The organism is Actinoplanes sp. CA-142083 (assembly GCF_050942195.1).
Lineage (GTDB): Bacteria > Actinomycetota > Actinomycetes > Mycobacteriales > Micromonosporaceae > Actinoplanes.
Map to the genome: position 1 here is coordinate 3,080,538 of NZ_CP192076.1, position 25,928 is coordinate 3,106,465.

General features: G+C 71.3%; 21 protein-coding genes and 1 pseudogene. 12 read left to right on the forward strand and 10 right to left on the reverse strand.

Going from position 1 to position 25,928, the window contains the following annotated elements; genetic code table 11:
- Positions 1-72: 72 nt before the first annotated feature.
- On the forward strand, positions 73-723 hold the full coding sequence (locus ACQPZX_RS14100) for a response regulator transcription factor (RefSeq protein WP_433379789.1): 651 nt from the start codon (positions 73-75) through the stop codon (positions 721-723).
- Entirely contained in the window at positions 720-1,880 is a 1,161-nt protein-coding gene (locus ACQPZX_RS14105; RefSeq protein WP_433379792.1) for a sensor histidine kinase, read from the forward strand. Before ACQPZX_RS14100 ends, ACQPZX_RS14105 begins: the two co-directional genes overlap by 4 nt.
- 71 nt (positions 1,881-1,951) lie before the next feature.
- On the opposite strand, the gene ACQPZX_RS14110 is transcribed toward ACQPZX_RS14105, so the two are convergent.
- The gene (locus ACQPZX_RS14110) at positions 1,952-2,740 is read right to left on the reverse strand and encodes an ABC transporter permease subunit (protein ID WP_433379795.1); all 789 of its coding nucleotides are present in this window, start codon (positions 2,738-2,740) and stop codon (positions 1,952-1,954) included.
- A gap of 77 nt (positions 2,741-2,817) precedes the next feature.
- Positions 2,818-3,462, reverse strand: a pseudogene (locus ACQPZX_RS14115) (ABC transporter ATP-binding protein); the annotation flags it as partial.
- A gap of 123 nt (positions 3,463-3,585) precedes the next feature.
- Here ACQPZX_RS14115 and ACQPZX_RS14120 point away from each other — a divergent pair.
- The 3 genes from ACQPZX_RS14120 to ACQPZX_RS14130 all read left to right on the forward strand — a co-directional run bounded on the left by ACQPZX_RS14120 (position 3,586) and on the right by ACQPZX_RS14130 (position 6,095).
- Positions 3,586-4,782 (forward strand): sensor histidine kinase, encoded by a 1,197-nt coding sequence (locus ACQPZX_RS14120; RefSeq protein WP_433379798.1) that lies wholly within the window; start codon positions 3,586-3,588, stop codon positions 4,780-4,782.
- Entirely contained in the window at positions 4,779-5,429 is a 651-nt protein-coding gene (locus tag ACQPZX_RS14125; RefSeq protein WP_433379801.1) for a response regulator, read from the forward strand. The genes ACQPZX_RS14120 and ACQPZX_RS14125 overlap by 4 nt, the downstream gene beginning before the upstream one ends.
- Before the next feature lie 90 nt (positions 5,430-5,519).
- Complete coding sequence (locus tag ACQPZX_RS14130) at positions 5,520-6,095, forward strand: dihydrofolate reductase family protein (RefSeq protein WP_433379804.1); 576 nt, start codon at positions 5,520-5,522, stop codon at positions 6,093-6,095.
- On the opposite strand, the gene ACQPZX_RS14135 is transcribed toward ACQPZX_RS14130, so the two are convergent.
- Entirely contained in the window at positions 6,077-6,787 is a 711-nt protein-coding gene (locus ACQPZX_RS14135; RefSeq protein ID WP_433379807.1) for a helix-turn-helix domain-containing protein, read from the reverse strand. The genes ACQPZX_RS14130 and ACQPZX_RS14135 overlap by 19 nt on opposite strands.
- A complete protein-coding gene (locus ACQPZX_RS14140; protein ID WP_433379809.1) occupies positions 6,784-7,272 on the reverse strand; it encodes an SDR family NAD(P)-dependent oxidoreductase in 489 nt (162 codons plus the stop codon). Before ACQPZX_RS14140 ends, ACQPZX_RS14135 begins: the two co-directional genes overlap by 4 nt.
- Positions 7,273-7,377: 105 nt before the next feature.
- On the opposite strand from ACQPZX_RS14140, the gene ACQPZX_RS14145 reads away from it, so the two are divergent.
- Together ACQPZX_RS14145 and ACQPZX_RS14150 are read left to right on the forward strand one after the other, a co-directional pair.
- On the forward strand, positions 7,378-8,328 hold the full coding sequence (locus ACQPZX_RS14145) for an ABC transporter substrate-binding protein (RefSeq protein WP_433379812.1): 951 nt from the start codon (positions 7,378-7,380) through the stop codon (positions 8,326-8,328).
- Between the two features lie 2 nt (positions 8,329-8,330).
- Complete coding sequence (locus ACQPZX_RS14150; protein ID WP_433385230.1) at positions 8,331-9,578, forward strand: flavin-dependent oxidoreductase; 1,248 nt, start codon at positions 8,331-8,333, stop codon at positions 9,576-9,578.
- On the opposite strand, the gene ACQPZX_RS14155 is transcribed toward ACQPZX_RS14150, so the two are convergent.
- Positions 9,568-10,677 (reverse strand): FAD-dependent monooxygenase, encoded by a 1,110-nt coding sequence (locus ACQPZX_RS14155; RefSeq protein ID WP_433379815.1) that lies wholly within the window; start codon positions 10,675-10,677, stop codon positions 9,568-9,570. The two genes, ACQPZX_RS14150 and ACQPZX_RS14155, sit on opposite strands and share 11 nt — an antisense overlap.
- Before the next feature lie 122 nt (positions 10,678-10,799).
- Between ACQPZX_RS14155 and ACQPZX_RS14160 the strand changes: the two genes are divergently transcribed.
- Complete coding sequence (locus ACQPZX_RS14160; protein WP_433379818.1) at positions 10,800-11,720, forward strand: GntR family transcriptional regulator; 921 nt, start codon at positions 10,800-10,802, stop codon at positions 11,718-11,720.
- On the opposite strand, the gene ACQPZX_RS14165 is transcribed toward ACQPZX_RS14160, so the two are convergent.
- Positions 11,695-13,332 (reverse strand): hypothetical protein, encoded by a 1,638-nt coding sequence (locus ACQPZX_RS14165; protein WP_433379821.1) that lies wholly within the window; start codon positions 13,330-13,332, stop codon positions 11,695-11,697. The genes ACQPZX_RS14160 and ACQPZX_RS14165 overlap by 26 nt on opposite strands.
- Positions 13,333-13,543: 211 nt before the next feature.
- Between ACQPZX_RS14165 and ACQPZX_RS14170 the strand changes: the two genes are divergently transcribed.
- Positions 13,544-15,154, forward strand: a complete 1,611-nt coding sequence (locus ACQPZX_RS14170) for a sensor histidine kinase (protein WP_433379824.1) — start codon at positions 13,544-13,546, stop codon at positions 15,152-15,154.
- Positions 15,155-15,254: 100 nt separating this feature from the next.
- Entirely contained in the window at positions 15,255-16,976 is a 1,722-nt protein-coding gene (locus tag ACQPZX_RS14175; protein WP_433379827.1) for a M20/M25/M40 family metallo-hydrolase, read from the forward strand.
- Between the two features lie 45 nt (positions 16,977-17,021).
- Here the strand turns inward: ACQPZX_RS14175 and ACQPZX_RS14180 are convergent, their stop codons facing one another.
- Positions 17,022-17,912: a LysR family transcriptional regulator gene (locus ACQPZX_RS14180; RefSeq protein WP_433379830.1), complete on the reverse strand. Its 891-nt coding sequence runs from the start codon at positions 17,910-17,912 to the stop codon at positions 17,022-17,024.
- 71 nt (positions 17,913-17,983) lie between these two features.
- Between ACQPZX_RS14180 and ACQPZX_RS14185 the strand changes: the two genes are divergently transcribed.
- Entirely contained in the window at positions 17,984-19,063 is a 1,080-nt protein-coding gene (locus ACQPZX_RS14185; RefSeq protein WP_433379833.1) for a DMT family transporter, read from the forward strand.
- Positions 19,064-20,278: 1,215 nt separating this feature from the next.
- The gene (locus ACQPZX_RS14190) at positions 20,279-22,234 is read left to right on the forward strand and encodes a sensor histidine kinase (RefSeq protein ID WP_433379836.1); all 1,956 of its coding nucleotides are present in this window, start codon (positions 20,279-20,281) and stop codon (positions 22,232-22,234) included.
- A 41-nt stretch (positions 22,235-22,275) separates the two neighbouring features.
- Here the strand turns inward: ACQPZX_RS14190 and ACQPZX_RS14195 are convergent, their stop codons facing one another.
- The 3 genes from ACQPZX_RS14195 to ACQPZX_RS14205 form a co-directional block, all read right to left on the reverse strand.
- On the reverse strand, positions 22,276-24,285 hold the full coding sequence (locus ACQPZX_RS14195; RefSeq protein ID WP_433385233.1) for a DUF4153 domain-containing protein: 2,010 nt from the start codon (positions 24,283-24,285) through the stop codon (positions 22,276-22,278).
- A gap of 196 nt (positions 24,286-24,481) precedes the next feature.
- Positions 24,482-25,420, reverse strand: coding sequence for a cyclase family protein (locus ACQPZX_RS14200; protein WP_433379839.1), 939 nt, complete (start codon positions 25,418-25,420; stop codon positions 24,482-24,484).
- Positions 25,421-25,494: 74 nt separating this feature from the next.
- On the reverse strand, positions 25,495-25,917 hold the full coding sequence (locus ACQPZX_RS14205; RefSeq protein WP_433379842.1) for an ankyrin repeat domain-containing protein: 423 nt from the start codon (positions 25,915-25,917) through the stop codon (positions 25,495-25,497).
- Between the last annotated feature and the right edge of the window lie 11 nt (positions 25,918-25,928).

Genomic DNA, 25,928 nt, shown 5'->3' on the forward strand with positions numbered 1-25,928 from the left:
CAACAGTGCCGTTACAGCGGCTGTAACGCGGGTGTAATGCCCCGGCGACGAGACTGCGGGTGGGGGTGCCGAGTGCGGGTGTTGCTGATCGAGGACGAGCCGTTGCTGGCCGAGCAGGTCGCGGACGGCCTGCGCGACCAGGGCATGGCGGTCGACCTGGCGGCCGACGGCCTCGACGGGCTGCACAAGGCCGGCGCCAACCGGTACGACGTGGTCGTCCTCGACCGCGATCTGCCGCTGGTGCACGGCGATCAGGTGTGCACGGCGCTCGCGGCGGGGGGCTCCGGCGTCCGGATCCTGATGCTCACCGCGGCCGGCGAGGCGTCGGACCGGGTGGCCGGGTTGCTCCTCGGCGCCGACGACTACCTGCCCAAGCCGTTCGTCTTCGACGAGCTGGTGCTGCGGATCCGGGCCCTGGCCCGGCGCGCCACCAACGCGCCGCGGGTGCTGCGGCGGGCCGGGCTGAGCTTCGACACCGCCCGCCGGGTGGTGACGCGGGACGGCCGCGTCATCGCGTTGACCACCAAGGAGCTGGCCGTGCTGGAGATCCTGATGACGGCGGACGGCGCCGTGGTCAGCGCCGAGGACCTGCTGGAGGGGGCGTGGGACGAACACGCCGACCCGTTCACGGCGACCGTCCGGGTCACCCTCGCGCGGCTGCGCCGCAAGCTCGGCGAGCCGGCGCTGATCGAGACGCTGGTGGGAGCGGGGTACCGGTTGTGAGGCCGCCGTCGATCCGGTTGCGCTTGACCCTGATGTACGCGGCGGTGCTCGTGGCCATCTGCACGGGGTTGCTCGCGCTCAACTACGCCCTGCTCTACCACCGGCTCTACACCGACCTCAGCGCGCCGAACGGGCTCCAGGTGCAGAAGCTGGAAGGCGCGCCGCCGGAGGCCGCCGACCGGGCCCGCGAAACGCTCGCCGTGTATCACGCCCGCCAGGCCGAGATCGCCGCGCTGCGCCGCCAGACCATGGTGACCACGATCGGTACGTCGGCGGCGGCGCTCGCGGTCACCGCGTTGCTCGGCGTCGGCGCGTCGTGGATCGTGACCGGGCGGATGCTGCGGCCGCTGCGCACACTGACCGCCGCCACCCGCCGCATCTCGCACGACCGGCTGCACGAGCGGGTCGCGCTGACCGGCCCGCCGGGCGAGCTGAAGGAGCTGGCGGACACGTTCGACGAGATGGTGTCCCGGCTGGAGGCGTCCTTCACCAGTCAACGGCGGTTCGTGGCGGACGCGGCGCATGAACTGCGAACCCCGCTGGCGATCGCCCGCACCGGCGCCGAGGTGCAGCTGGCGAAGCGTTCCAGCACGCCCGAGCAGTGGGAGGCGATGGCCCGCCGCGTGCTGACCGCGACCGGCCGCGCCGAACGCATGCTGGACGGCCTGCTCGCCCTGGCCCGCAGCGACAGCGGCGTGCTGGCGGCCGAGCCGCACGATCTGTCGGTTTCCGCCGCGGCGGCGCTCAGCGATGCGGACGACGAGGCCGAGCGCGCCGAGTTGAAGACCACCACGGATCTGCGCCCGGCGGCGGTGACCGGCGATCCGGCGCTGCTGGACCGGCTCGCCAGCAACCTCATCGACAACGCGGTACGGCACAACCAGCGGGCCGGCTGGGTGGAGGTATCCACCGGAAACGGCGCGGGCGGCGCGACACTGACGGTGCGCAACGGCGGTGACCGGATCCCGGCCGACGAGGTCGACCGCTTGTTCGAGCCGTTCCAGCGGTTGGCGCGGAACCGGCCGGCCGGCTCCCGCTCGACGGGTCTGGGGCTGGCGATCGTCCGTTCGATAGTCCGCGCCCACGGCGGCACGGTCGCCGCGACGCCGAACGACGACGGCGGCCTTACCGTGACGGTTACCTTGCCGACCGGATGACCACCTACGGGCCCGCGACCCTGTCGTCCGAGGTCGCAGCAGCCCGCGCGCTCGCGCGACCACGGGATCCATCACAGATCGCGACGGCGATGCACCACCAGGGCTGCGGCGATGAAGATCAAGGACCAGATCGCGTACGCGAGCCAGGCTTCCACCGCGGAGGTGTAGAGCGACCCGAGGAACCGGGGCGGCCCGTACGCCTCGGTCAGGCGTTGCCAGGCCGGGATGAGCATCGTGTGATGGAGTTCGCGGGTGACGTTCTGCCGGGTGCTCAGCAGCTGGGGCGCCAGCACCAGGAGCAGGATGCCGGTCACGTAGACCGTGCCGGCGTGCCGCAGGAGCACCGCGAGAGCGAGGCCGACGAGGGCGCACACCGGTCCGATCAGCGTCGCGGCCAGCAGTGCCGTGGCGGTGCCCGGGCCGGTGAGCGAGGCGTTCGCGTCCCGCCCGGCCAGGATGAGCTGCGAGACGGCGAAGGCGGTCAATGAGGTGAGCGCGCCGGCGACGGTCCAGACGGCGGCGGCGACGACCGCTTTGGCCGCCAGCAGCTCCGAGCGGGCCGGGACGGCGACGGCGGTGACCCGGAGCAGGCCGCTGCTGTACTCGCTGATCATCGCCGAGGCGCCGGCGCTGGCCGCCACGACGACCAGCACGAGATATCCGGCGAGCGGGAACGCGTCGCCCAGCGCGAACCCGTGCGTGCGCTGTTCCTCGAGGCTGTAGGACGGAAAGTTCACGTAGTCGGCGTGCGCCGCCACCGCCGCCGAGCCGATCACCACCGCAGCGGTGAGGGCGAGCGCCCACCAGGTGGAGCGCAGCGAGCGGGTCTTGAGCCATTCGGCCGCGATCACGTCGCGCATCACGCACCCCCGGCCCGGTAGTCGACGCTGCCCGAGGTGAGCTCGAGGAACGTGTCTTCCAGCGAGCCGTCCGGCCCGGCCAGCTCGGCCACCGGACCGCGGGCGAGCAGCCGGCCCTGCCCGACCACGACGATCTCGTCGGCGGTCGCCGCCATCTCGCCGATCAGGTGACTGGAGAGGAACACCGTGCGACCCTCGGCGGCCAGCCGCCGGAACAACCCGCGGATCCAGCGGATCCCTTCGGGATCCATGCCGTTGGCCGGCTCATCGAAGATGAGCACGGGTGGGTCACCGAGCAGTGCGGTGGCCACGCCGAGCCGCTGTCGCATTCCCAGGGAGTACGTACCGACGCGGCGTCCCGCCACTGCGGACAGGCCCACCTCGCCGAGCACCTCGTCCACCCGTCGCCGGGGCAGGCCGTTGCTGCGGGCGAGCGCGGCCAGATGGACCACGGCGCTGCGCCCGGGATGTGCCTGCTGGGCGTCGAGCAGCGCCCCGGCGTGCCGCAGCCCGCGCCGGTGCCGCCGGAACGGCACGCCGCCGATCGTGGCGTGTCCGCTCGTCGGCGCGTCCAGCCCGAGCAGAACGCGCAGGGTGGTCGTCTTGCCGGCGCCGTTCGGGCCCAGGAAGCCGGTGACCTGTCCGGGCCGCGCGGTGAACGACAGGCCCGCCACCGCGGTGGTGGCGCCGTAACGCTTGACCAGCTCGTCTACTTCAATCATGCCGGTACGGTCCCGCGCCGTGGCCCGTCCCGTCATCGCCCCGGGGACGGCATCGACTACCGACCACGGTCGTCATACCGTGGTCCGATGCCGGCCGGCGGTCCCGTCGATACCATCGGCCGTATGCAGGGCAAACCGCGTCGTCAAGGGCTGCCGTGGGTCGTCTGGGTCGAGCTGATCTGGGGCGCCGCGGCTTTCAGCGCCCTGCGCGCCCACTCCGGGCTACCGGGCATGCCGACCGGCCTGCCCGGTCCGTCGGCGTGGGGCTGGGCGCTGGTGACGGTCGCGGTCGTGAGCGCGCTGGCCGCGGGCGCGCTGGCGCGTCGCCGGCCGCTGGCCGGGGTGTGTGTCCTGGTCGTCTCGGCCGTTGCGATCGTGACGGTGGTCGGCCAGCGCGGTCTTGCCAGCTCTCTGGAAAGCTCGCTGACGCTGTTCCTGTTCGCGGCGGATCTGGTGCTCGGCTACGTTGTCGTCACCCAGCCGCCGTGGGCGTGGCTTGCCGCAGCCGTCCCGGTGCTGGCCGCGCTGCCGGTCGCCGGCTATCTCTCGGGGGCGCCGACGCATTGGACCGTCGGGGTGGCGTACGCGGTGTTGCCGGCCCTCGTGGCCGGTCTGGTCGGCTTCTCGATCCGTCAGGCCCGGGATTATGCACGCCGGCTCAGCGAGCAGACAGCGGCCCAGGCCGTGATCGCGGAACGGCTGCGCATCTCCCGCGAGCTGCACGATCATGTCGCGCACAGCGTCGGCGTCATCGCCTTGCAGGCGGGGGCGGCGGCCCGGGTCATGGACACCCAGCCCGACCGGGCCCGGGAAGCGATGCGGGCCGTCGAGGCCACGAGCCGGGACACACTTTCCGGCCTGCGCCGGATGGTCGGCGGGCTGCGCGTCTCCGGCGATGGCCCGGCCGAGTCGCCGCCGCTGCATCCCGCGCCGAGCCTGGCCGACGTCGACGATCTGGTCGTGACGACCGGCGCGGCCGGCATCGAGGTCGACCTGTGCTGGGCCGGTGACCGTCGCCCGCTTCCGGCCGACGTGGAGCTGTCGGCCTACCGGATCATCCAGGAGTCGCTGACCAACGTGTTGCGGCACGCCGATGTCGCGGCCTGTCGTGTTCTGGTCGAGTTCCACCCCGCCGAGCTGGCCATCGAGGTGACCGACGACGGCCGCGGCGGCGGGTCCGGGCCGCCCGGCTACGGCCTGGCCGGCCTGCGGGAAAGGGTCGCGCTGCTGCACGGCACGATGACCGCGGGCCCACGCCCGGCGGGCGGGTTTCAGGTGGCGGCGCGTCTGCCGGTCGAGATGCGGGTGGCGGCGGCATGACCATACGCGTGCTCCTCGCCGATGATCACGCCCTCGTGCGCACCGCCCTGCAGATGGTCCTGACCGACGCCGACGGCGTCGAGGTGGCCGGCGAGGCGGGAACCGGCGACGAGGCGATCCGGCTGACCCGGGAACTGCGACCGGACGTCGTGGTGATGGACATCCGCATGCCCGGCATGGACGGCATCGAGGCGACCCGCCGGATCACCGCCGAGCCCGAGCCGCCCCGCGTCGTCGCACTGACCACTTTCGACGACGACGAGTACGTCTACGGCGCGCTGAGCGCGGGTGCCTCGGGTTTCCTGGTCAAGGACATGGCCCTGGAAGACATCGTCGCCGCGATCCGGGCGGTCGCCGCGGGGGACGCGCTCATCGCGCCGAGCGTGACCCGCCGGCTTATCGAGCTGATCGTCAAACGCCCCGAACCGGCCGTGGCCGCCCCCGCTCTCGACGGCGTGACCGAGCGGGAACGCGAAGTCCTCACGCTGATCGGCCGGGGCGCGTCCAACGCCGAGATCGCCGACCGGATGCACATCACCACCGCGACGGTGAAGAGCTACGTCGGCCGGCTGATGACCAAACTCGCCGCGCGAGACCGCGTCCAGCTCGTCATCGTCGCCTACCGCACCGGCCTGGTGGTCCCTTGACGACCCGTTGTCGTTTCCGTCCAAGACGCTCGCCGCGGGCGCGATCTACATTGCACCCGGCAACTCCGCCGAGCGTGAGGAGACAGCACCATGCGTGACCTGGTCTACACCGGTTTCATGTCGCTTGACGGCGTCGTCGACTCGCCCGGCGGCCCGGCGGAGGGGCATCGCAGCGGCGGCTGGGTGGTCAAGGACCTCGAGTTCGTCCCGGAAGCGTGGTCGCTGAAGGGCGAAGAGCTCGCCGAGACGACGGCGCTGATGTTCGGCCGCCGCAGCTACGAGGCCTTCGCGCCGTTCTGGCCCACCTCCGAGGACCACGCCGGCTACAAGGAGCTGCCCAAGTACGTCGTGTCGGCCACGCTGCCCGACGACGCCCTCGTCGGCGGGTGGGGGCCGACGACCATCCTGCGCTCGACCGACGATGTCGCCGCGCTCAAGGAGGGCGACGGCGGCGCGATCTTCATTCACGGGAGCGCGGAGCTGGCCCGCCGGCTGTCGGATGCGGGCCTGATCGACCAGTACAACCTGCTTGTCTTCCCGGTGCTGCTCGGCGCCGGGAAGAGCGTGTTCGGCCGGGCCGACCGCGACAAGTACATGCTCGAGCTGCGGGAGTCGGCAAGCTACTCGAACGGGATCCTGAAGCTGGTCTACGCCGTCAAGCGCTGATCCAGATCGAGGGCGATCGCGCCGCCGGCCCCCTCGCGCAGCTGCCCGGCGGTGCGTCCGACGTACGAGCGCAGCGCCCGGGCCAGGTGCGGCTCGTCGAAGTAGTCGAGTTTGGCGACGACGTCGGCGGCCGTGCTGCCGGCCGCGAGCAGCGCAGCCGCCGTACGGGCTCGCTCGATCTGCCGGACCGCGCCCCGCGTCAGCCCGGTCGCGGTGCGGAACCGGCGCTCGACCGTGCGGCCCGAGACGGCCGGGCGTTGACCCCGCAGCACGTCGGCGACAAGCGGGTCGCGGACCACGATCCCGCCTCGGACGAGCCTTTCGACCAGAGCCTCGGCGTCGTCGGGGCCGGGCGTCTCCCAGCGCGCGCCGTCCAGCCGGAACGTCCGGCGGGTGGTGTCGGGCAGCTCGATGCCACCGTCGACCAATGCCGGCGTGGGCACGGCCCGCAACGAGGTGCCGACGCCGAACTCGATGCCGGTGAAGGTCGCGCCCTCGGGCACCGGTGCCGTGCTGGTCCGCGTTTCGGGGCCGGTGATGGTCGTGTACGCCCGGCCGGCCCGCTCCCAGAACACCAGCCCCCAGCGCACCCCGGCGACCGACGTCATCTCGGTGACCTGCTCGCTCGTACACGTCCACACAGTGTCGACCCACGGCGAGTCGGACCGGCGCGTCGTGAACCGCAGCTTCACGGGCCGAAGAATACGCTCACCAGTCCAGGGCGGCGGGGACGAAGGGCTCGTCCTCGACGGCCGCCTTCCGGGCGGCAAGCTGGGTCGACGTACACCTTCGCCCGGTCGGCCCCGCCGGTGGCGACCGCGCCCGGCTGGAACACCTGCACCGAGACACCGAAGTGGCGCGCCTCGATGGCGAGCGTCTCGGCAAACGCCTCCAGGGCCCACTTGCTTGCCGCGTACGTGCCGATGAGCGGGATCACCAGGCGTCCCTGGATGCTGGAGATGAACACGATGCGACCGGCGCCCCGCGCGCGCATGCCCGGCAGCACGGCTTGCGCGACCCGCAACGCGCCGAACGTGTTGAGCTCGAAGATGCGCTGGACTTCCGGCAGCGGCACGGTCTCGACCGGGGCTCGCAGGGTGTCACCCGCATTGCTGATCAGGACGTCGAGGGGCCCGGCGGCCGCGACCGCGGCGTCGACCGACGCCTGATCGGTCACGTCGAGCCGCAGCCGCAGCGCCGCCGGGTCACGTCACGCCCCAGTTGCACCCGGGACGGAGCAGCGTGAAGCGGAAATGAAGCGGGCGCGTTCTAGCGTGCGCCCATGTTGAGAAGACCGTTCATCGCTCTGCTCACTGTCACGGCCCTGGCAACTGCCGTGGCCGGCTGCGGCAACGACGGCTCCGCGGCGGGGAGCTCGACCGACAAGATCAAGGTCGGGGTCATCCCGATCGTCGACGTGGCGCCGATCTACCTGGGCGACGCCCGGGGCTTCTTCGCGAAGCGGAACATCGAGCTCACCATGGAACAGGCCCAGGGCGGCGCCGCCATCGTGCCGGCCGTGATCAGCGGTCAGTACCAGTTCGGCCTGAGCAACGTGGTCTCGCTGATGCTGGCCGAGTCGAGGAACGTGCCGATCAGGATGGTCGCCAACGGCAACAACGCGACCGGCGACCCGGAGAAGGACTTCGGCATGATCGTGGTCAAGGATCCGGCCATCCGCTCGCCCAAGGATCTCGTCGGCCGCACGATCGCCGCGAACACCCTGTTGAACATCACCGACACCGCGGTGAAGGAGATCATCCGCAAGGACGGCGGCGACCCCACCAAGGTCAAGTTTGCCGAGATCGGCTTCCCGGACATGGCCGCCGCGCTCGACGGCGACCGGGTGCAGGCCATCTTCGTGGTCGAGCCGTTCCTCGCCGCCGCCCAGGCCAAGGGCTGGCGCACGATCGGCGCGCTGGCCGACGTCGACCCGAACCTGTGCGTCTCGACGTACTTCACGTCGCAGCAGGTCATCCAGACCAACCCGGACCTGGTCAGCCGGTTCACCGCGGCGATGCGGGAATCGCTCGCCTACGCCCAGGCCAACCCGGACGCGGTGCGCCAGATCGTCACCACATACACGTCCATCAAGGAGGATGTCGCGGGCAAGATGACGCTGCCGCAGTACCGGCCCGAGATCGACCGCGCGTCGGTCGACAAGCTGAACAAGCTGATGGTCACGGACGGCCTGCTCGTGGCCCCGGTCGACCTCGACAACTTGCTGCCGTGACCATGCGAGCGTTGATCATCGGCGGCGGCATCGGCGGGCTCGCGACGGCGTTGAGCCTGCACGCGGCCGGCATCGAGACCGAGGTGTTCGAGCAGTCGCGGGAGGTCGGCGAGCTCGGCGGCGGCATCAACATGCTGCCGCACGCCACCAGGGCGCTCGCCGAGCTGGGCCTGCTCGACGATCTCGACGCCGTCGGCGTGCGCACCCACGAGCTGATCTACACCAACCAGCTCGGCCAGGAGATCTGGCGCGAGCCGCGCGGCATCGAGGCCGGTTACGACTTCCCGCAGTTCTCCATCCACCGGGGACAACTGCACGGCATCCTGTACGCGGCGGCGCGCGACCGAATCGGCCCGGACCACATTCACGCGGGCCACCGCCTGGTGGGCTTCGAGCAGGACACGTACGGCGTCACGGCCACCCTGGCCCGGCGCGACTCGGACGATGCGACGATCGAGGCGCGCGGCGACGTGCTGGTGGCGGCCGACGGCATCCACTCCACCGTGCGCGGGATGCTGTACCCCGACCAGGGCCCGCCGTCCTGGAACGGCGTGCTGATGTGGCGGGGCGCGGTCGAGTACCCGCGCTTCCTCACCGGCCGCTCGATGATCATCGCCGGCGGCCTGCAACGCGCCAAGCTGGTGCTCTACCCGATCTCGCACCGCAACGGTCCCGAGACGGCGCTGCTGAACTGGGTCGTCTGCGTCAAGCTCGGCGATGGCTCGCAGCCGCCGCCCCGGCGCGAGGACTGGAACCGTCCGGGCCGCGTCGAGGACGTCATCCCGTACGTCGAACGCGAGTTCCACCTGCCGGAGGTCGACGTGTCCGCGGTGGTGCGCGCGGCCGGCCGGTGCCACGAGTTCCCGATGTGCGACCGCGATCCGGTGCCGCGCTGGTCCTTCGGCCGGCTGACGCTGCTCGGCGACGCCGCCCACCCGATGTATCCGGTGGGGTCCAACGGGGCGAGCCAGGCCATCCTCGACGCTCGGTGCCTCGCTCCGCTGCTGGCCCGGACCGGCGACGTCGCGGCCGCCCTGCGCGCCTACGAGGCCGAGCGGCTGCCCGCGACGGCCGCCATTGTCCGCGCCAACCGGCGCGGCGGCCCCGAGGGGGTGATCGACCTGGTCGCCGAGCGGGCGCCCGACGGGTTCACGAGCATCGACGAGGTAGCGAGCCGCGCCGAGCTCGAGGCCATCGTCAAGGGCTACTCGACGATGGCCGGCTTCGACCAGACCCAGGTCAATCGGTGAGGTCGATGGCTCGCTTCGCGCGCTCGCCCGACTCCTCCGAGGGACCCCGGCCCGGGTTCTCGGTGGCCAGCGCCTGGTTGAGTGCCACGAAGGGGCGCATCCGCCGCTCGTAAGCGGCGTAGCCGGCGACGTGGTCCCCGCCGGCCGCGGCCAGCTCGGCAGCCAGCACGTAGCCGCCGACCAGGGCCAGGCTGGTGCCCTGGCCGCTGAGCGGGGAGGCGCAGTAGCCGGCGTCGCCGACCAGCGTCACCCGGCCGCGCGCCCAGGAGTCGATCTTGACCTGGGCCATCGCGTCGAAGTAGAAGTCCGGCGCCTTCCACATGCCCTCGAGCATGTGGGGCACCTCCCAGCCCATGACGGCGAACCGCTCGGCGATCAGCCGCCGCTGCGCGTCGGCGTCGCGGTAGTCGTACGCGATCGGCTCGGACATGAAGCCGAGATTGACCCGCAGCTCGGTGTTGTTCCGGGCCGTGTAGACGGCGCCGCCCAAGTCACCCTGGTTGAACCAGAGCTGCCACTCGTCCAGCCCCAGGAAGTTCTCCATGGTGAACACCGACAAGTAGGTGCCCAGGTGGTGCAGGTAGTCCTCCTCGGGACCGAATGCTCGCCGGCGCACATTCGAGTGCAGCCCGTCGGCGCCGACAACGAGGTCGAAGGTCCGCGGCGCGCCCCGCTCGAACGTCACTCGCACGCCGCTGTCGTCCTGGTCGAGCGCGATGATCGAGTCACCGAAGAGGTACTCGACGTCGTCGGCGGTGTGCCGATAGAGCAACTCTGTGAGGTCCTCGCGCAGCACCTCGACGTCGTCACTGTCGAGCCGGCCGCTGCTGGCCGCGTACTCGGTCGAGCGGGAGAGCTCGTTGCCGTCCCCGTCCAGCATGGACATCCCGCGCATCCGGGTGCGCATCGCCCGGAGGTCGGACAGCAGTCCCATCCGGTCGACGACGTCGAGCGCCGTGCCGCGTACGTCGATGGCCTGGCCGCCGGCGCGCATCGCCGGCGCGCGCTCCACGATGGTGGCGGTGAAGCCCCGGCGGCGCAGCCAGTAGGCCAGGGCCGGGCCCGCAACGCTCGCACCGGAGATCAGGACGTTCCGCATGATGCCTCCTCAGGATGACGCTGTACGCCACTGAACGTACGTCGTACACTCAGACTCGAACAGGGTCTGGCCAGCATTTCAGTGCTAGGGCAGCCATCTTCTGTACTAGGACAGGAGAACCGATGGCCGAGCCGCCGTACCGGCGCATCGTCGCCGACATCCGCCGCCGCATCGCCTCGGGCGAGCTGCGCCCCGGCGACCGGGTGCCGTCCACTCGCCAGATCGCCATCCGGTGGGGCGTCGCGCCGGCTACCGCGACCAAGGTGCTGGCGACGCTGCGCCAGGAGGGTTTGGTCCACGCCTCGCCGCGGGTCGGCACGATCGTCGCCGCGCCGGATCCGGGGGTCCCGGCGGTCGCCGCCGAGCGCGACCTGAGCCAGGACCGGATCGTGCGGGTCGCGATCGAGCTCGCCGACGCCGAAGGGCTGGACGCGCTGTCGATGCGCGCGCTCGCGGCCCGCCTCGGCGCCTCGACGATGTCGCTCTACCGGTACGTGGCGAGCAAGGACGATCTGGTCCTCCTGATGGCCGACGCCGCCTTCGGTGTCGAGGTGCCGCCCGCGACGCGCCCGGCCCGCGAATGGCGCGAGGAAGTGGCCGACGCGGTGCGGACACTGTGGACGCTGCACCGGCGGCATCCGTGGCTGGCGCACCTGAGCCCGCTCAGCCGGCCGCTGCCGCTGCCCCGGCTGCTGGCGCACGGTGAGCGCATCCTGGCCGCGCTGGCCGGCGCCGGCCTCGAGCCGGTGGCCGCGTTCAACGTCGAGGTCCTGCTGTACAGCTACGTTCAGGGCCTCGCCGTGAACATCGAGCGGGAGGCGCAGGCCCAGGCCACCACCGGCCTGTCCGACGACGAGTGGCTGCGCCGGCAGGGCCCGGCGTTGGACGCGATCACCGCCTCCGGCACCTACCCGGCGTACGCCCGGCTGTTCGCCGCCTTCGGCCCCGGCGGGTACGACCTGGACCTGGACCGCCTCTTCGAGCAGGGCCTGGCCCTGATGGTGAACGGCTTGACCCCTACCGCCGGGCCGGGCAGACGGTGACCTGGGGCGGGGACGGGATCCGGGCCGCCGGCGAGCAGTCGAACCGCTGATTGATCAGCGCCTGCACGTCCGGCGCCGACTTCGCGAGGTTGAACCAGCCGTTGTGCACGATCAGGTATTGGGCGTTGCTGTCCGCGGTCAGGCAGCGCAGGTTGTCGGCGTAGCTGGGGCGGGCGCGCAACCGCGGGATGATGGCCCCCCGCTGCAACCACAGCGGCGACGGGTACCGGCACGTCGTCGGGTTGCCCATGGCGTGGTTGTAGCTGCCGAACGTCAGATACAGCACCTGAGTGTCCGGGCCGAGCCGCTGGCCGAGGCCGGCCAGGCCCCCGTCGGTCGAGCGGCCGATACGGACGTTGTAGTCGTAGCTGCTGAACGCGTACGGGTAACCCGGCAGCACGGCCGGCAGCAGCGCGAAGCAGAGCGCGACCACACCGGCCGACCACGGCAGAGGCAGCCTCATCCGGCCGGCGAGGAACCAGGCGATAAAGGCAAAGGCAACAGCGGTGATCTCGTACGCCCAGACGACCGGCCCGGCGTGCGCCAGTCGCCAGGAGGCGCTCTGGTGCAGCAGCACGAGGCTGACGCCGGTGACGAGCACCGTGGCCGCGGCCAGCGGCAGCCGGAACCCGGGGCAGAGCATGAAGGCAGCCCCGCACACCGCCACGGCGAGCACGACGGTGGACGCGAAGTGGTAGTTGAAGAACTCGGCCTGCCCGTACGCGGGGGCCAGCGACAGCGCGCCCGCGACCACCGCGGCCGCCGCGCCCACCCAGCGCCGACGGCCGGTCTCGCGGCTGATCAGCGCCGCCGCCGCGGCCGGCGCCACCACCAGGATCGGGCTGAGCACCGCCGCGTCGCCGATCGCGAAGCGCAGCTTCCGCAGGTCGGTGATGTGGATGCCCTGCGGTTTGCTGTGCACGAGGTTCGCCAGGTCGCTCGCCCAGGTCCACTCCCAGGGCTGGAAGTGCTTGGTCAGCAGGTACCAGAGCGCGACACAGACCACCGTGGACAGCGCCGTCCACGCGGCCCGGCGCCGGTCGAGCACGAAGATGACGACCAGGGCGATCAGCGCGATCGGGAACGTGGAGAACTTGACCGCCACGACCAGCATCGCGGCCGGCCCGGCCAGCAGCGCGCCGACCCACGGCCGCCGGGGCGCGCAGGCGGCGCCGACCGCCAGCGCGGCGGCGAGCGCGGCGGCCCAGTCCGGCTGGAGGAAGTGCCAGGGCGGCGCGGCGATCAGCGCCAGGCCGGTGGCGCCCGCGATCCCGGCCGCCGCCGGCCGCCCGGCGACCCGACGGACACCCAGGAACAACACCGCGGCGACGGCGACGACCAGGAGGTACGCCTCGATCCGGAGCACCAGGCTCGTCGTGTTCCCCGACGAATCCCCGACGAGCAGGAGCCGGCCCTTGTCGAGCGCCGCCATCAGCAGTTTGTAGGCGAGCGGCCGGGACACGAAGATGTCCCAGACGCTGACGCCGCCCCGCCCGGCCGTCTCGAGGCAGCCGAGGGCGTACCGCACATCGCCGTTCAGATCCGCCAGACTCGCCACCACGATCGCCGCCGCCGCGGCGAGCGCCGCTATTCCCCCGTGCAGCTTTTTCATCAGACCCTTCCGGTCGCCCGTCAGGCCCATTGTCGTTGCCACACGGCGGCGGTGGGGGCCCGTGCGGCCCGGCCGGGGAATCGGTCAAGTCCTGCGGCGAACCCAGGTAGCCTTTGACCTGGGTATCTGTGATGCGTGGGAGGCGATGGCCGTGGGCCCGGGGAGGGTTGCGGGACGGCCGGAGGAGGTCCCGGTACACCGAGGTTTGTGGGTGTACGCGGCCACGGTGATCGCCGTCGCCCTGGTCGTCGTGCCGATCGCCGACCACCGCCTGGCCGTTCACCCGAACCTGATGATCGCGTTCTTCGTCCTCATGGCGGCGGCCGATCTGCTGACCGCGCATCTGCTGGTGCAGCAGTTCCTGGCCGGTGGCCGGCTGGCGACGCTGGGCCTGTCGTCGGCCTACCTCTATTCCACGTTGATGATGGTGCCGTACGCCGTGGTCTTCACCGGTATGCAGCGCTCGGGCGCCGGCTCGGTCTGGGCCGAGGTGTGCTCGCCGTGGCTCTCCCTGGCGTTGTTCTGGGGTTTTCCGGTCGTGGTGGCCGCGCAGCAGGGGGTCGTCGCGGCGTTACCGGCCCGGTTGGGCGGGCCGGCCCGGACCCGGCGGCGGGCCGCGGCTGCGGTCGCGGCCGGTGCCGTGCTCGCGCTGGTCGTCGTGGTGACCAGCCTCGTCGTGGGCGCCGCGGACCGGCTGCCCCGGCTCTATCAGAGCGGCACGCAGACCCCGGCCGGTCGATGGATGGTATGGGCGGCGCTGCTGACCACGGCGGCGAGCCTGCTGGTGGTGAGCCGGGATCTGCGCCGCCGGCCGGCGGTGGAGCGGTGGGTCGTCGTGGCGATCAGTTCCTCGCTGGCCACCGCCATCCTGTATCTGGCCGCGCCGTACCGCTACACGCTCGGCTTCTATGCGGCGCGGGTGACTCTGTTGATCTCGTCCGGGGTGGTGCTGCTGGCTTTGCTGGCCGAAACCGCGAATCTCTACCGCCGGCTTTCGAGAGCCCATGAAGACCTCGACCGGGCGCACCGCGAACTGAGTTGCCGGGCCGAGCATCTGGCCACGGCCAATCGGGATCTGGAGGCCGCGGGCAGCTGGAAGAGCGACGTCATCGCCACTCTCACCCATGAGATCAACCAGCCGCTCGCCGTGATCTCGGCCTATTCCGAGGAGTTGACTCAGGAGTGGGCCGCCATCACCGACGACGAACGCCGCGCCGCCGTTCAAGCGCTGGGCAATCGGGTCAACCAGTTGCTCGACATGGCCGCGCACCTGCTCGTGCTCTGTCGCGCCGAGCCGGGCGAAATCCACACCCAGCCGGTCGTGCTGCCGATCGAACAGGCAATGATCAGGGTCACCGACAATTTGACCAAGCAGGCCCGCGTACGGGTCAGCGTCAGCTACGGTCCACCCGGCACGGCCGTGTGGGCCGACCCGGTGCACACCCACGAGGTGCTGACCAATTTCGTCACGAACGCGGTCAAGTACAGCCCCGGCGACATCCACGTGTCGGCGGCCCTCAACGACACGGGCAGCGATGTCCTGTTCGCCGTCACCGACGAAGGCAACGGGGTGCCGCCGGACTTCGTCGAGCACCTGTTCGACCGCTTCACCCAGGCCGAGCAGCCCGGGGGAGCGAGAACCGGCGCCGGTTTCGGGTTGTACCTGTCCAGGCTGCTCGCCGAGGCGAACGACGGCCAGGTCTGGTACGAGGACGTCGTGCCCCACGGCAGCCGGTTCGTGCTGCGCCTGCCCTGCGCACAGCGGAGCCCGGAGGCGGAGGCTTCGCTGGATCTCGCGCACCGTGAGCTTCCCTCGCGCTGACGGCTGAGGGATATAAGCATTTCGATATCTTGTGCCTGGTGGCACGTTCCTGTTCTCCTACGGCCAGCCGTGAAAGCGGCCTCGACCCTAGGAGCCCCCCATGAGACTCAGAACGGTGACGGCAGGACCTGCCCTAGCTGTTTTCGCCGCGACGGCGCTGACGCTGACACTCAGCGCCCAGCCGGCGGCGGCCTCGCCCACCTCCCTGCTGGCCGCTCCGCCCACTGTCGACGTCAACAGCGTCAACGCCCACCTGCAGCAGCTGCAGACCTTCGCCACCAACAACGGCGGCAACCGGGCCACCGGCACCGCGGGTCACACCGCGACGACGACGTATCTGCAGCAGAAACTGCAGGCGGCCGGCTTCACCGTCACCGTGCAGACCTGCACCACCTGCAGCGGCTCCGCGAAGAACATCATCGCCGACTGGCCGGGCGGCGACACCAGCAACACCTACATGTTCGGCGCGCACTCCGATGGCGTCTCGGCCGGGCCGGGCATCAACGACGACGGCTCCGGTACGGCCACGCTCCTCGAAGCCGCGCTGCAGCTGGCCGCGAACCACCCGACCATGACCAACCACCTCCGGTTCGGCTGGTGGGCCGGCGAGGAGCAGGGACTGATCGGCTCCAAGTTCTACGTCAACTCGCTGACCACGGCCCAGAAGACCGCGATCAAGGCGTACGGCACCTTCGACATGGTCGCCTCCACGAACGGCGGCTACTTCGTCACCGGCACCGACGCGATCGCCGTGAAGCTGCGTGCGTACTTCACCTCGATCAACGTGCCCACCGAGACGTCGACCGAGTGCTGCAGCGACGACGGCTCGTTCCGCAACGCCGGCATCCCGTCGTCGATCAACTCCACCGGGGCCAGCTTCACGAAGACCAGCGCCCAGGTGGCCAAGTGGGGCGGCACCGCCGGGCAGGCGTACGACTCCTGCTACCACAAGGCCTGCGACTCGTACCCGTCGAACATCAACACCACGTCCCTGGGCCGATGGGCCAACGCCGAGGAATACGCCCTCTGGACTCTCACCACGGGCAGCGCGCCGGCCAACGACTTCTCGGTGTCGCTGAGCCCGGGCACGGGCGCGGTGAACCCGGGCTCCTCGACCACCGCCACCGTGAGCACCGCCACCACCTCCGGCAGCGCGCAGACCGTCACGCTGACGAGCTCCGGTGCTCCCGCCGGTGTCTCGGTGAGCTTCAGCCCGGCGTCGGTCACCTCCGGTGGTTCGTCGACCATGACCGTAGCGACCACCACGGCCGCGGCACCCGGTTCCTACACGATCACGGTGACGGGTACGGGCTCCGCGGTCCACAGTGCTTCGTACACGTTGACGCTCAACGGGACCGGCGGATGCACCGGCGCCGGCCAGAAGCTCGGCAATCCCGGCTTCGAAACCGCAACGACGCCCTGGACCGCTTCGAGCGGAGTCATCGGCGCGAACACCGGCGACGGGTCGCCGCGAACCGGCACCCGCGACGCGTGGCTCGACGGCTACGGCTCGACCCACACCGACACCCTGTCCCAGTCGGTGACCCTTCCCGCCGGTTGCAGCGCCTACACGCTGTCGTTCTACCTGAAGATCAGCACGGCCGAGACCACCACGACCAGCCAGTACGACAAACTGACCGTGCAGGCCGGCACCACCACGCTGCAGGTGTTCTCCAACCTCAACGCCAGCGCATACACCCTGCGCTCGTACAATCTGGCCGCCTTCGCCGGGCAGACCGTGACCATCAAGTTCACCGGCGCCGAGGACTCCTCGCTGAAGACGTCGTTCGTCATCGACGACACCGCGCTCACCGTCAGCTGACGCACCCGGACGATGCCGCAGGCCCGCCCTGCGGCATCGGCCCGGCTACTGGCCCGCGATGGCGCGCAGCGCGTCGAGCACCGCCCGGACCGAAGCTCGGTGCAGCGTCTCCGGCCTGGTCAGCACGTCGATGTAGCGGCCGGCCGGCAGGTCGGCGAGCGGCCGCAGCACGAGCCGCGGGTCCGGCGTCGTCGTGTGGCCGGGCAGCAGGGCGAGCGCCTCGCCGGCGGCGACCACCGACGCCGCGACCGTGAACTCGTTGATCCGGTGTCGGATGTCGAGGGGCCGCCCGGCCACCGCCGCTATCGCGGTCAGCAGCCCGGTCAGCGGGAACCCTTCGTGCACGCTGATCCACGGCCAGGCGCTGACGTCGGCCGCGGCGAGCCGGTCGCGCGCGGCGAGCGGATGGCCGGCCGACATCGCGACGTACAGCGGCTCGTGGATCAGGGGGATCACCGTGAGCCGGTCGGCGGGCCAGGGCGGACTGTGTGCCAGCCGGTGCGCCAGCACCAGGTCGTAGTCGCCGACCAGGGCCGGGAAGTCGGCGCGCGCCACGTCCTCGTCCGCGAACCGCACCGGCGGCCCACCGGTCCCGGCGAGTCGCGTGATCAGCGGCGCGAACCAGGTCAGCCCGGCGCTGTGGAACGCGGCCACCGTGACCGGCGTGTCCGGCGCGTCCAGGTAGTCGCCGACGGCCCGGGACGCCCGGTCGAGCGCGGTCATCACCTCGACCGCGGCGGTGGCGACGGCCCGGCCGGCCTCGGTCAGCACCAGCCGCCGCCCGCTGCGCTCGGTCAGCGGCACCGGCGCCGACCGTTGCAGGACGTTGAGCTGCTGGGACACCGCCGACGGGGTGATGTGCAGCGCGCGGGCCACGGCGGCGACACTGCCTCGTTCGCCTAGCTCGCGCAGCAGCCTCAGATGGTACGGATCCATTAGCCCTACTACATCGTCGATTCAGCAGATGGCGTCTTGTCTACCGTATCGGCGGGCCGCAGGCTTCCGGTGTGGCAGGGGACCTTTTGCTGTTGGCCGTGGCGGCGATCTGGGGCAGCAGCTATCTGGCGGCCAAGACGCTGGTCGTGGCCGGCGGTGTGCTGGTGGTGCTGGCGCTGCGCTATCTGGTGTCGATGGCGGCGATGCTGCCGCTGATGATCGGCCGGCGTCCGGCACGCGGCGAGGTGTGGGTGGGGCTTCTGCTCGGGTGCACGCAGGCGTCGGTGCTGGCGCTGGAGACGTACGGCGTCTCGCTCACGAGCGCCACCAACGCCGGCGTCCTGATCAGCCTGACGATCCTGCTCACCCCGCTGCTGCAGGGTGGCCTGCCGCCGCGGTTCTTCCTGGCCGCCGCGGTCGCTACCGGGGGAGTGGTGCTTCTGGTCGCGGGGCCCGGATTGCGTACGCCGTCGGCCGGTGACGCCTTGATGCTGGCCGCCGCCGTGGTCCGCGCCGTTCACGTCACGCTCTCCGGGCGGCTCAGCCGGCCCTCCTACGACACGGTCACCCTGACAACGTTGCAGACGGTGGTGGGCGCGGTCGTGTTCACCGTCGCGGCCGGTCCGGCGCTGCTCCCGGCGGCCCGGGGTTTCGGCGCCGGCGAGTGGCTCGGCGTGCTCTACGTGGCGCTGGGCTGCAGTGTCTTCGCGTTCGTGGTGCAGCTGTGGGCCGTCCGCCGCACCTCGGCCGCCCGGGCGAGCCTGCTGCTCGGCACCGAGCCGGTGTGGGCGGTCCTGATCGGCGTCAGCCTCGGCGGCGAGCACCTGACCGTCCTGGCGGCGGCCGGCATCGCCCTGGTCCTGGCCGGCACCTTCTGGGGCCAGCGGGTCGAACGCGCCCACCGCGGCGGCGCCTACCAGCCGGCCTCGACGGGTGCGCAGGCCAGGACCGCTTCGCGGACGGCGGCGACCCGCGCGGCGGCCTCCCGCTCGTTGAGCCTGCGCAAGCCTTCGAGCAGGTCCCGCGCCCGTGCTGTGTCCGCGTCGGAGCCGAGCAGCCAGGAGGTCGCCGCGGCCACCACCGCCGAGTCCGGGCCGGGTCTGTCGTCGGGGCAGGCGAACGGGAGAACACCGACGTTGCGCAGCATGTAGCCCTCGATCCGGTCGACGTCGGTCAGATGGCCGTCATCGTCGATCGTGAGGGGTATGAGCAGCGTGTCCGAGGACTGCTCAACCGGTTTCTTGTCGGGGTCGAGGTACTCCTGAGCCCGGCTCGGCCCGTTGGGCAGCCGGGCGAGCTTCGCGATCGCCGCGCGGGCCGGGGGCGTCACCTCCGGCAGGATGCCGCCGTGCACCCGGGCCACGCAGACGCGTGGCGCGTCGTCGGTGCAGACCAGCTCACGAGCGACCGGGTCGATCGGCTTCTCGACGAAGGTCGATCCGCCATGGAGGAGCAGAACCGCGGCGGCGGCTCCGAGTGCCGGGGGCAGCAGGGCCATCAGCCGGTCGCGCCGGCCGGCGGCGGCGAACAGCAGCGCGGCGCCGGCGGCCAGACCGGCCAGATAGAGCACCTGGGCGACGCTGAACCGCTCGGGAATGGTCTCGAAGTCGCTGGCGCCGCCCAGGCCGTACGCCGGAAACAGCAGGCGGCTCAGCCACTCCCGATGCCCGGTGAGTCCCGGCGCGGCGAGCGGCGACGCCATCGACACGATCGCGAGGATCGGAGCGGTCGCCACGTAGGGCAGGATCCGGCCGACAGCCAGGCCGCACCAGGCCCCGGCGACCACGGCCAGCGCGCCGACCACCACCACTCCGGTGAAAGCGCCGGCCGGCAGGTACCGCGCGATGGCGATGATCCGAAGCGCGGCCAGAGCCGTCGCTCCGGCGTACGCGACGAACATGGCGATGCCGAAGATCAGCAGCAGCGGGACGACCTGCTGAGCGCGCGGACGCGGGACACTGGCGAACAGCTCGCCGACTCCCGCGCGATGTTCACGCCGGCCCTGCCAGGCGCCCGCGGCCATGGCGATCCCGGCCAGGAGCGGGAGATACCACCGCTGGTCCAACGCCAGGATCATGTACCCGGAGGTCCACCGCTCGCGGGCGGAATACAGCATCCAGGTGCCGCTGACGATCAGCGTCAAGGCGGCCCAGAGCGCGGCGGAGCGGCGCAGCTCGATACGGATGATCCTCACACCAAGAAAGACGTCGCCGGAGGCGGCTGCGGGTCGCCGTTGACTATGGCGCGCGTCACATCCTTCCCGGTTTTTCGCTGATCCGGCGTCGCGGGCCGTACTCCACATTGGATGCCGACAGGTCCCCCTCTCACCCAGAGGACTTGCCCGTCATCTGCCCGATTGAGGTCACATGCGAAGAAAACCGAGGTCCATTCGCTCGAAGATCGTTCTGGCCCTGCTGGTGCCGGTCGTCGCCCTGACCGGGTTGTGGGTGATCGACGTCAAGGCGTCGTTCGCCGACGCGAACGCGTTGCGCGACACGTACAACACGCGGGACAACGTGAGCCTGCCCTGCGACCGGATGGTGGCCGCGCTGCAGGCCGAGCGGACCCAGTCGGCGGAGTTCCTGGCCACCCTCGACGGCGACGCCGGCGCCCTGCGGACGCGAAGGGCGGCGACCGACGCCGCGATAGCGCAGTTCCAGGAGCTCTCCCGCCGTTACCGGGGGAGCGGGGTCTCGTCCGACATCACGCGGTCGCGGTTCGCGGACATGGCGACCAGCCTCGACTCCCTGACCCTGGTGCGGGCCAGGATCGACGCCAGGGATGCCACGCTGACCTCGATCCTCAGCGGCTACACCGGCATCATCCGGACCGCGTTCAGCGTCTCGAACGCGGCCGCGGCCTCCAGCGACCCGCTGGTGGAGCGGGTCATGCGCACGATGGTCGCCATGCGCCGGGCCGGGGAGCTGCTCTACCAGGAGGACGCCCTGCTGACCGGCGCCACCACCGCGGGCCGCTTCGGCAATGGGGAGTACCTCCAGCTCATCCAGATCGTCGGGGCCCTGCGGTTCCAGATCCCCACCGCCGGCTCGACCTTGCCGGCGCCCGACCAGGCGCTGTTCAAGAGCATGCTCAGCGGTCCCGCCTTCGCGGCGCTGCGGACGGCCGAGGATCAGATCATCGGGAACGGGCGTTCCGGTGGGCCGGTGACGATCACCAGCGAGGTCTGGAAGGCGACCTCGACCCCGGCCCTGGGTCAGCTGTTCGCCTTCATGGCGGACGGCTACGACCACGCCGTCACGTTCGCGCGAGAGGCTCGTGATCGGATCCTGATCCGTTTCGGCGTCTCCGGCCTGCTCGGCCTGCTCGCCATCGTGCTGTCGCTGGTGCTGGCCGTGCACATCGGCGGCTCGGTCGTACGGCGGCTGTCCCTGCTCCGGACGGCGGCCACCGAGCTCGCCCGCCAGCGCCTGCCGGAGCTGGTCCGGCGGCTTCGGGCCGGTGACCGCATCGACGTGGACGCCGGCGCGCTGCGCCTGCGCCTGGGTGACGACGAGATCGCCGAGGTCGGCGCCGCGCTGACCGACGTGCACCTGAGCGCGGTCGAGTCGGCGGCCGGGGAAGCGGCCATGCGGCACGACATGAACAAGGTCCTGGTCAACATCGCCCGGCGCAACCAGGCGCTGCTGGACCGCCAGATCGAGGCGCTCGGTCCGGTGGACGGCGCTGACGTACGCGCGTACCAGCTGGCTGTGCGGATGCGCCGGCACGCGGAGCATCTGGTGATCCTGGCCGGCTCCGCGCGGAGCCGGCGCGGGCTCGGCGCCGAGCCGCTCGCCCGGATCCTCGCTCGCGTGGCAAGCGAGATGGAGCACGCCGAGCGGGTCGCGATCGGACCGATCGTGGATGCCGAGGTGCCCGAGCACGCCGTTTCCGACCTCGGCCACCTGATCGGTGAGCTGCTCGAGAACGCCACCACCTTCTCGGCGCCGGACACGTCGGTGCGCTTGTCGGCCCGGCCGGGACCGGACGGGATCGTGGTGGAGATCGAGGACCGGGGGATCGGGATGTCGCCGGCCGCGATCGAGGAGACGAACCGGAGGCTGGCACAGCCGCGGGAGTTCGATCCGGCCGAGAGCGCCCGGCTGGGCCTGTTCGTGGTGGCGACGCTGGCCGCCCAGCACGGGATCGGCGTGACCCTCGGCCCCACCGGCGAGGGCGGCATCCGCGCGGTGGTGACCCTCCCGGCGGCGCTCGCCGTCCCGGCCGACGAGGCGCCGGAGGTGGCCTCGACGAGACGGTCGGACGCGTCCCGGCTCGTCGGGATAGGAGTCCGGACCGGCCGTCGCCCTCGGCACGCCTGACGCGGGATGGTGCTCCGGCGCGGAACCGGAGCACCATCACCTCATCGGCGTGTCTTGGGCAGGTCGAACTGGTCGGCGGAGCGGCAGTCCTTCTGGTTGCCGATCGCGGCCGGGCCCAGTTCCTCGAGGGCCGCGCGGGCCCGTTGCCGGCCGAGGTTCCACGCGTACCAGGGGTCGGGTTCCTTGAGGTCCTCCGCGATCCAGCTGAGCGTGCACCGCCGTACGGGATCAGGCAGTTTGGTCAAAGCGGGAGTCGCGTCGGCCGAAAGAGCACGCAGGTACCAGGCGTCGATCTTGCCGGAACCCTGGTAACGGGCCGCGTTGCGGCTGGCCACGTAGCCCTCGGGATCGAGGGCCGCGAGACCGAGCAGCATCACGACGGCGAGACCGACGGTGGTCGCGGGGATCCACTTGCCCTGCCACTTGATGCCGGCGACCGCGATCAGCACGAAGATCACGCCGAGCAGCATCTCGGACGACATCACGAAGATCCGCTCACCGGTGAAGCTGTAGACCCGCTGGTACTCCCACATCCGGGACAGCGCCGATGCCACGATGACAACGCTAAGAGCACAGAGCAGACCAAGGAGTACGCGTAGCAGCAGACGTTCCCTCGACTGGTCCCGTTTCGCCCAGCGGGCCAGGCTCGCGATCAGCGCCAGCGACAGCAGCGTGACCGCGACCAGTTGCCAGAAACCGCTGCGGGCGTATTGCGAGTAGCTGAGCCCGGCTGTCTCCAGCACGTGCCGTCGTCCACCGAACAACACCGTGAACTGCACCGCCACGAAACCGGCGAAGAGCAACACCAGCGCGGCGCAGGCCGGGGCCCACTCGATCAGGCCGAGCCGGCCCTTGCCCTCGGTGTCCAGGCCAGCCGTCGCCGGCGGCGCGGTCAGCGTGTAGATCCCGGCGATGGCGAGCAGACCTCCGGCCACGGCCAGGAAGATCCACAGGAAGATCGAGCCGATCGCGAAATCGGGGATGGCGTCGTCCAGCAGCTCGGAGAACGCGACGTCGGCCGACGACAACAGCGCGCCGAAGACGAGCAGCACCACGACGGTGAGGGCGACCGAGAAGAAGGCCCGCCGGGCGATTCCCGGGTTGGTACGGCCCGTTTTCAGGTGCCTGCGGACCCACGGGATGCCGACGAAGGCCGCGTACGGGGCGGCCACCAGGCTGAACAGGATCGACCGGACCTGCCGGCCGCCGACGATCGCCAGCGCGGTGCAGCCGATCGCGCCCAGCACGCTGAAGGTCACCAGCCACCACGCGTTGCGGAACGCCAGGATCAGCAGCAGGGCGAGCGCCGCCGCGGCCCAGCCGGACCGGACCAGCCGCTCCTTGCGCGGCAGATCGGCGGACCGGTGGACGCCGAACGCCACTCCCAGCGTCAGCATCAGCCAGCCGAGGAACCAGCCGATTCCCACCCGGTCCAGCGGCAGGAAGATCAGGAAGCCGAGGGCGCCGGCGAGCACCCCGGCCGGGACGGCCCAGCCCTGGTCCTCGTTCGGTCCGGGCCAGCTCTTCTTGCGGAACTTCTGCCACGGGGTGGGCGGCCGCTCGTACGTGCCGAACGGGCGCATCGGGTACGGCGGCCCATACGGCTGCGGCTGCGGAGCCGGCCGCTGCGGGGCCGGCCGCTGCGGGGCCATTGGCTGCGGCGTCTGTGGTGGTGACGTCTGTGGTGGTGACGTCTGCGGTTGCGGCGTCTGCGGTTGCGGCGCCTGCGTCTGCGGAGCCGGCGCTTCGAGGTCCGGCCGCGGCACTGCCCGGGCTGCGGGGGCCGCGCTCTCGGCCGGTGCGGGAGCCACCTTGGCCGGCGCGGCCGCGGGCTTCCCGGGTTGTTCGGCCGGCCTGGTGACGACCGGAGCCAACGCCTGGGCCGGAACCATCGGCACAAAGAGGGCATACCCCCGCGTGCCAGATGGGATCTGGACCGGAATCGCCCATGCCGTTTCCCCTTCGGCCCCCGGCCAGACCATCGACGGGATCGCGTCGGTGGGTGGCATGACCAGCAGTTGGGGCGCCGGCACAGGCGCGTCTTTGCCCATGTCCACGGGAACGGCCGTTGCCGCCTCCGCGGGTTCCGACTGCTCTGGTGGCAGATCCGCCACTGCACCCTCCTCGATTGACCGGTGCGCACACCGTAAGCCGTACGCACGGCAATTTCTACGCCGGGACGGGTACGTATCGCCGCGACGCCCCAGCGGATTGGCACGGATGCGGGAGGTGCTCGAGCCGTCGCCGTCAGAACGTGGCGATCGGGTTGACCGGGCTGCCGGACGTGCCGGCGAAGCGGACCGGAGCGACGGCGAGCTGGAAGTCCCATTGGCCGAGCTCGGCCGCCGTCGTCGCGCACGCCTCCAGGTCGCAGTTGTCGACCATCCACAGGCCCATGGCGACGAGACCCACGGCGTGCACCGGCATCAACACGTCTTCAAAGCCCGAGGGCTGGACGTCCTGCGGTGTGTCGGCGCCGATGAGAGCGACCTGGCGTTCCCGCAGCCATGGCAGGCAGGACGCGTGCCAGCCGGCCTGCGTGAAACCGGTGGCCGGGCCGCTCTCGTGCCGGGCGCGGCCGTAGCCGGTCCGCAGGAGCACCGCGTCGCCGGAGCGCACCCGCACACCCTGGCGACGCTCGGCCTCCTCGAGATCGTCGGGAAACACACCCTGGCCCGGTTCCAGCCACGGCACGTCGCGGACCTTCGCGATGTCGAGCAGGACACCACGCGTGATGATGCCGTTCACTGCCGCCGTGACCGCCGCCCACGCCGATCCGGTCGCGGCGTCCACCATCGAGTGCGATCGCCCGTTGTACATCGTGCCGTCCCAGAAGATGTGGCACGGCGAGTCGAGGTGGGTGATGTTGTTGCCGTGGAACGTGAGGCCGAGCCGCTCGGACGAGAAGCCCCAGCGCCGGTCGGCGTGGAAAGCGGGCGGCATGGTGGCCGCGCCGGGCATGTCGACGGCGCGCGGGCAGGTCGTCGTCGACCGTTCCATGTCTTCCGGCACGGCGACCTCCCAGGCGCACGACACGCTCCGGCCGTGCCGCACGGCCCGCGCCGCCGCCACGCGGACCTCGTCGGTGATGTGGTTCAGGGTTCCGAGCTCATCGTGGTCGCCCCACCGTCCCCAGTTCGACAGCGAGTCGAAATACGCGAGCACGTCGTCCTGCGTGGCCGTCATCCCGGCATCGACCTCTTTCCCTCACGCGGTTTCCCTCGGACGGTGAGAAGCACCGCTTCCGGTGCGGGGAGGCGTCATGCTCCGCGCAGCAGCGCTGCCATCTCGGGAAGTTTAAAGAATTCCGCCGTCGCCAGCGCGGAAGGCGTTCCGCCGTCCGGGTCGGCGCCGGCGGCGAGCAACGCCTTCACCGTCTCGGCGTTCTGCCGGAAAACGGCGGCGGACAGCGCCGACTGACCCCGATCGTTGATCCGATTCGGGTCTGCCCCCTGCTCGAGCAGGGCGCCGACCGTGCCGGGATGATTGTGGTAGGCCGCGAGGATCAGCAGCGTGTCGCCCGTGTCGTTGGTGAGGTCGGCCGGCAGGCCGGCCGCGACGGTACGGATCAGCTCGTCGGTGTCTCCGCAGCGCGCCAGGTCGAACATGCGCCGCGCCAGCGCGATCACCTCGTCATCCACCTCGGCCACGGCGCAGGAGATACCCACGATCCTCGCCGTCATGCCTGGCGCGT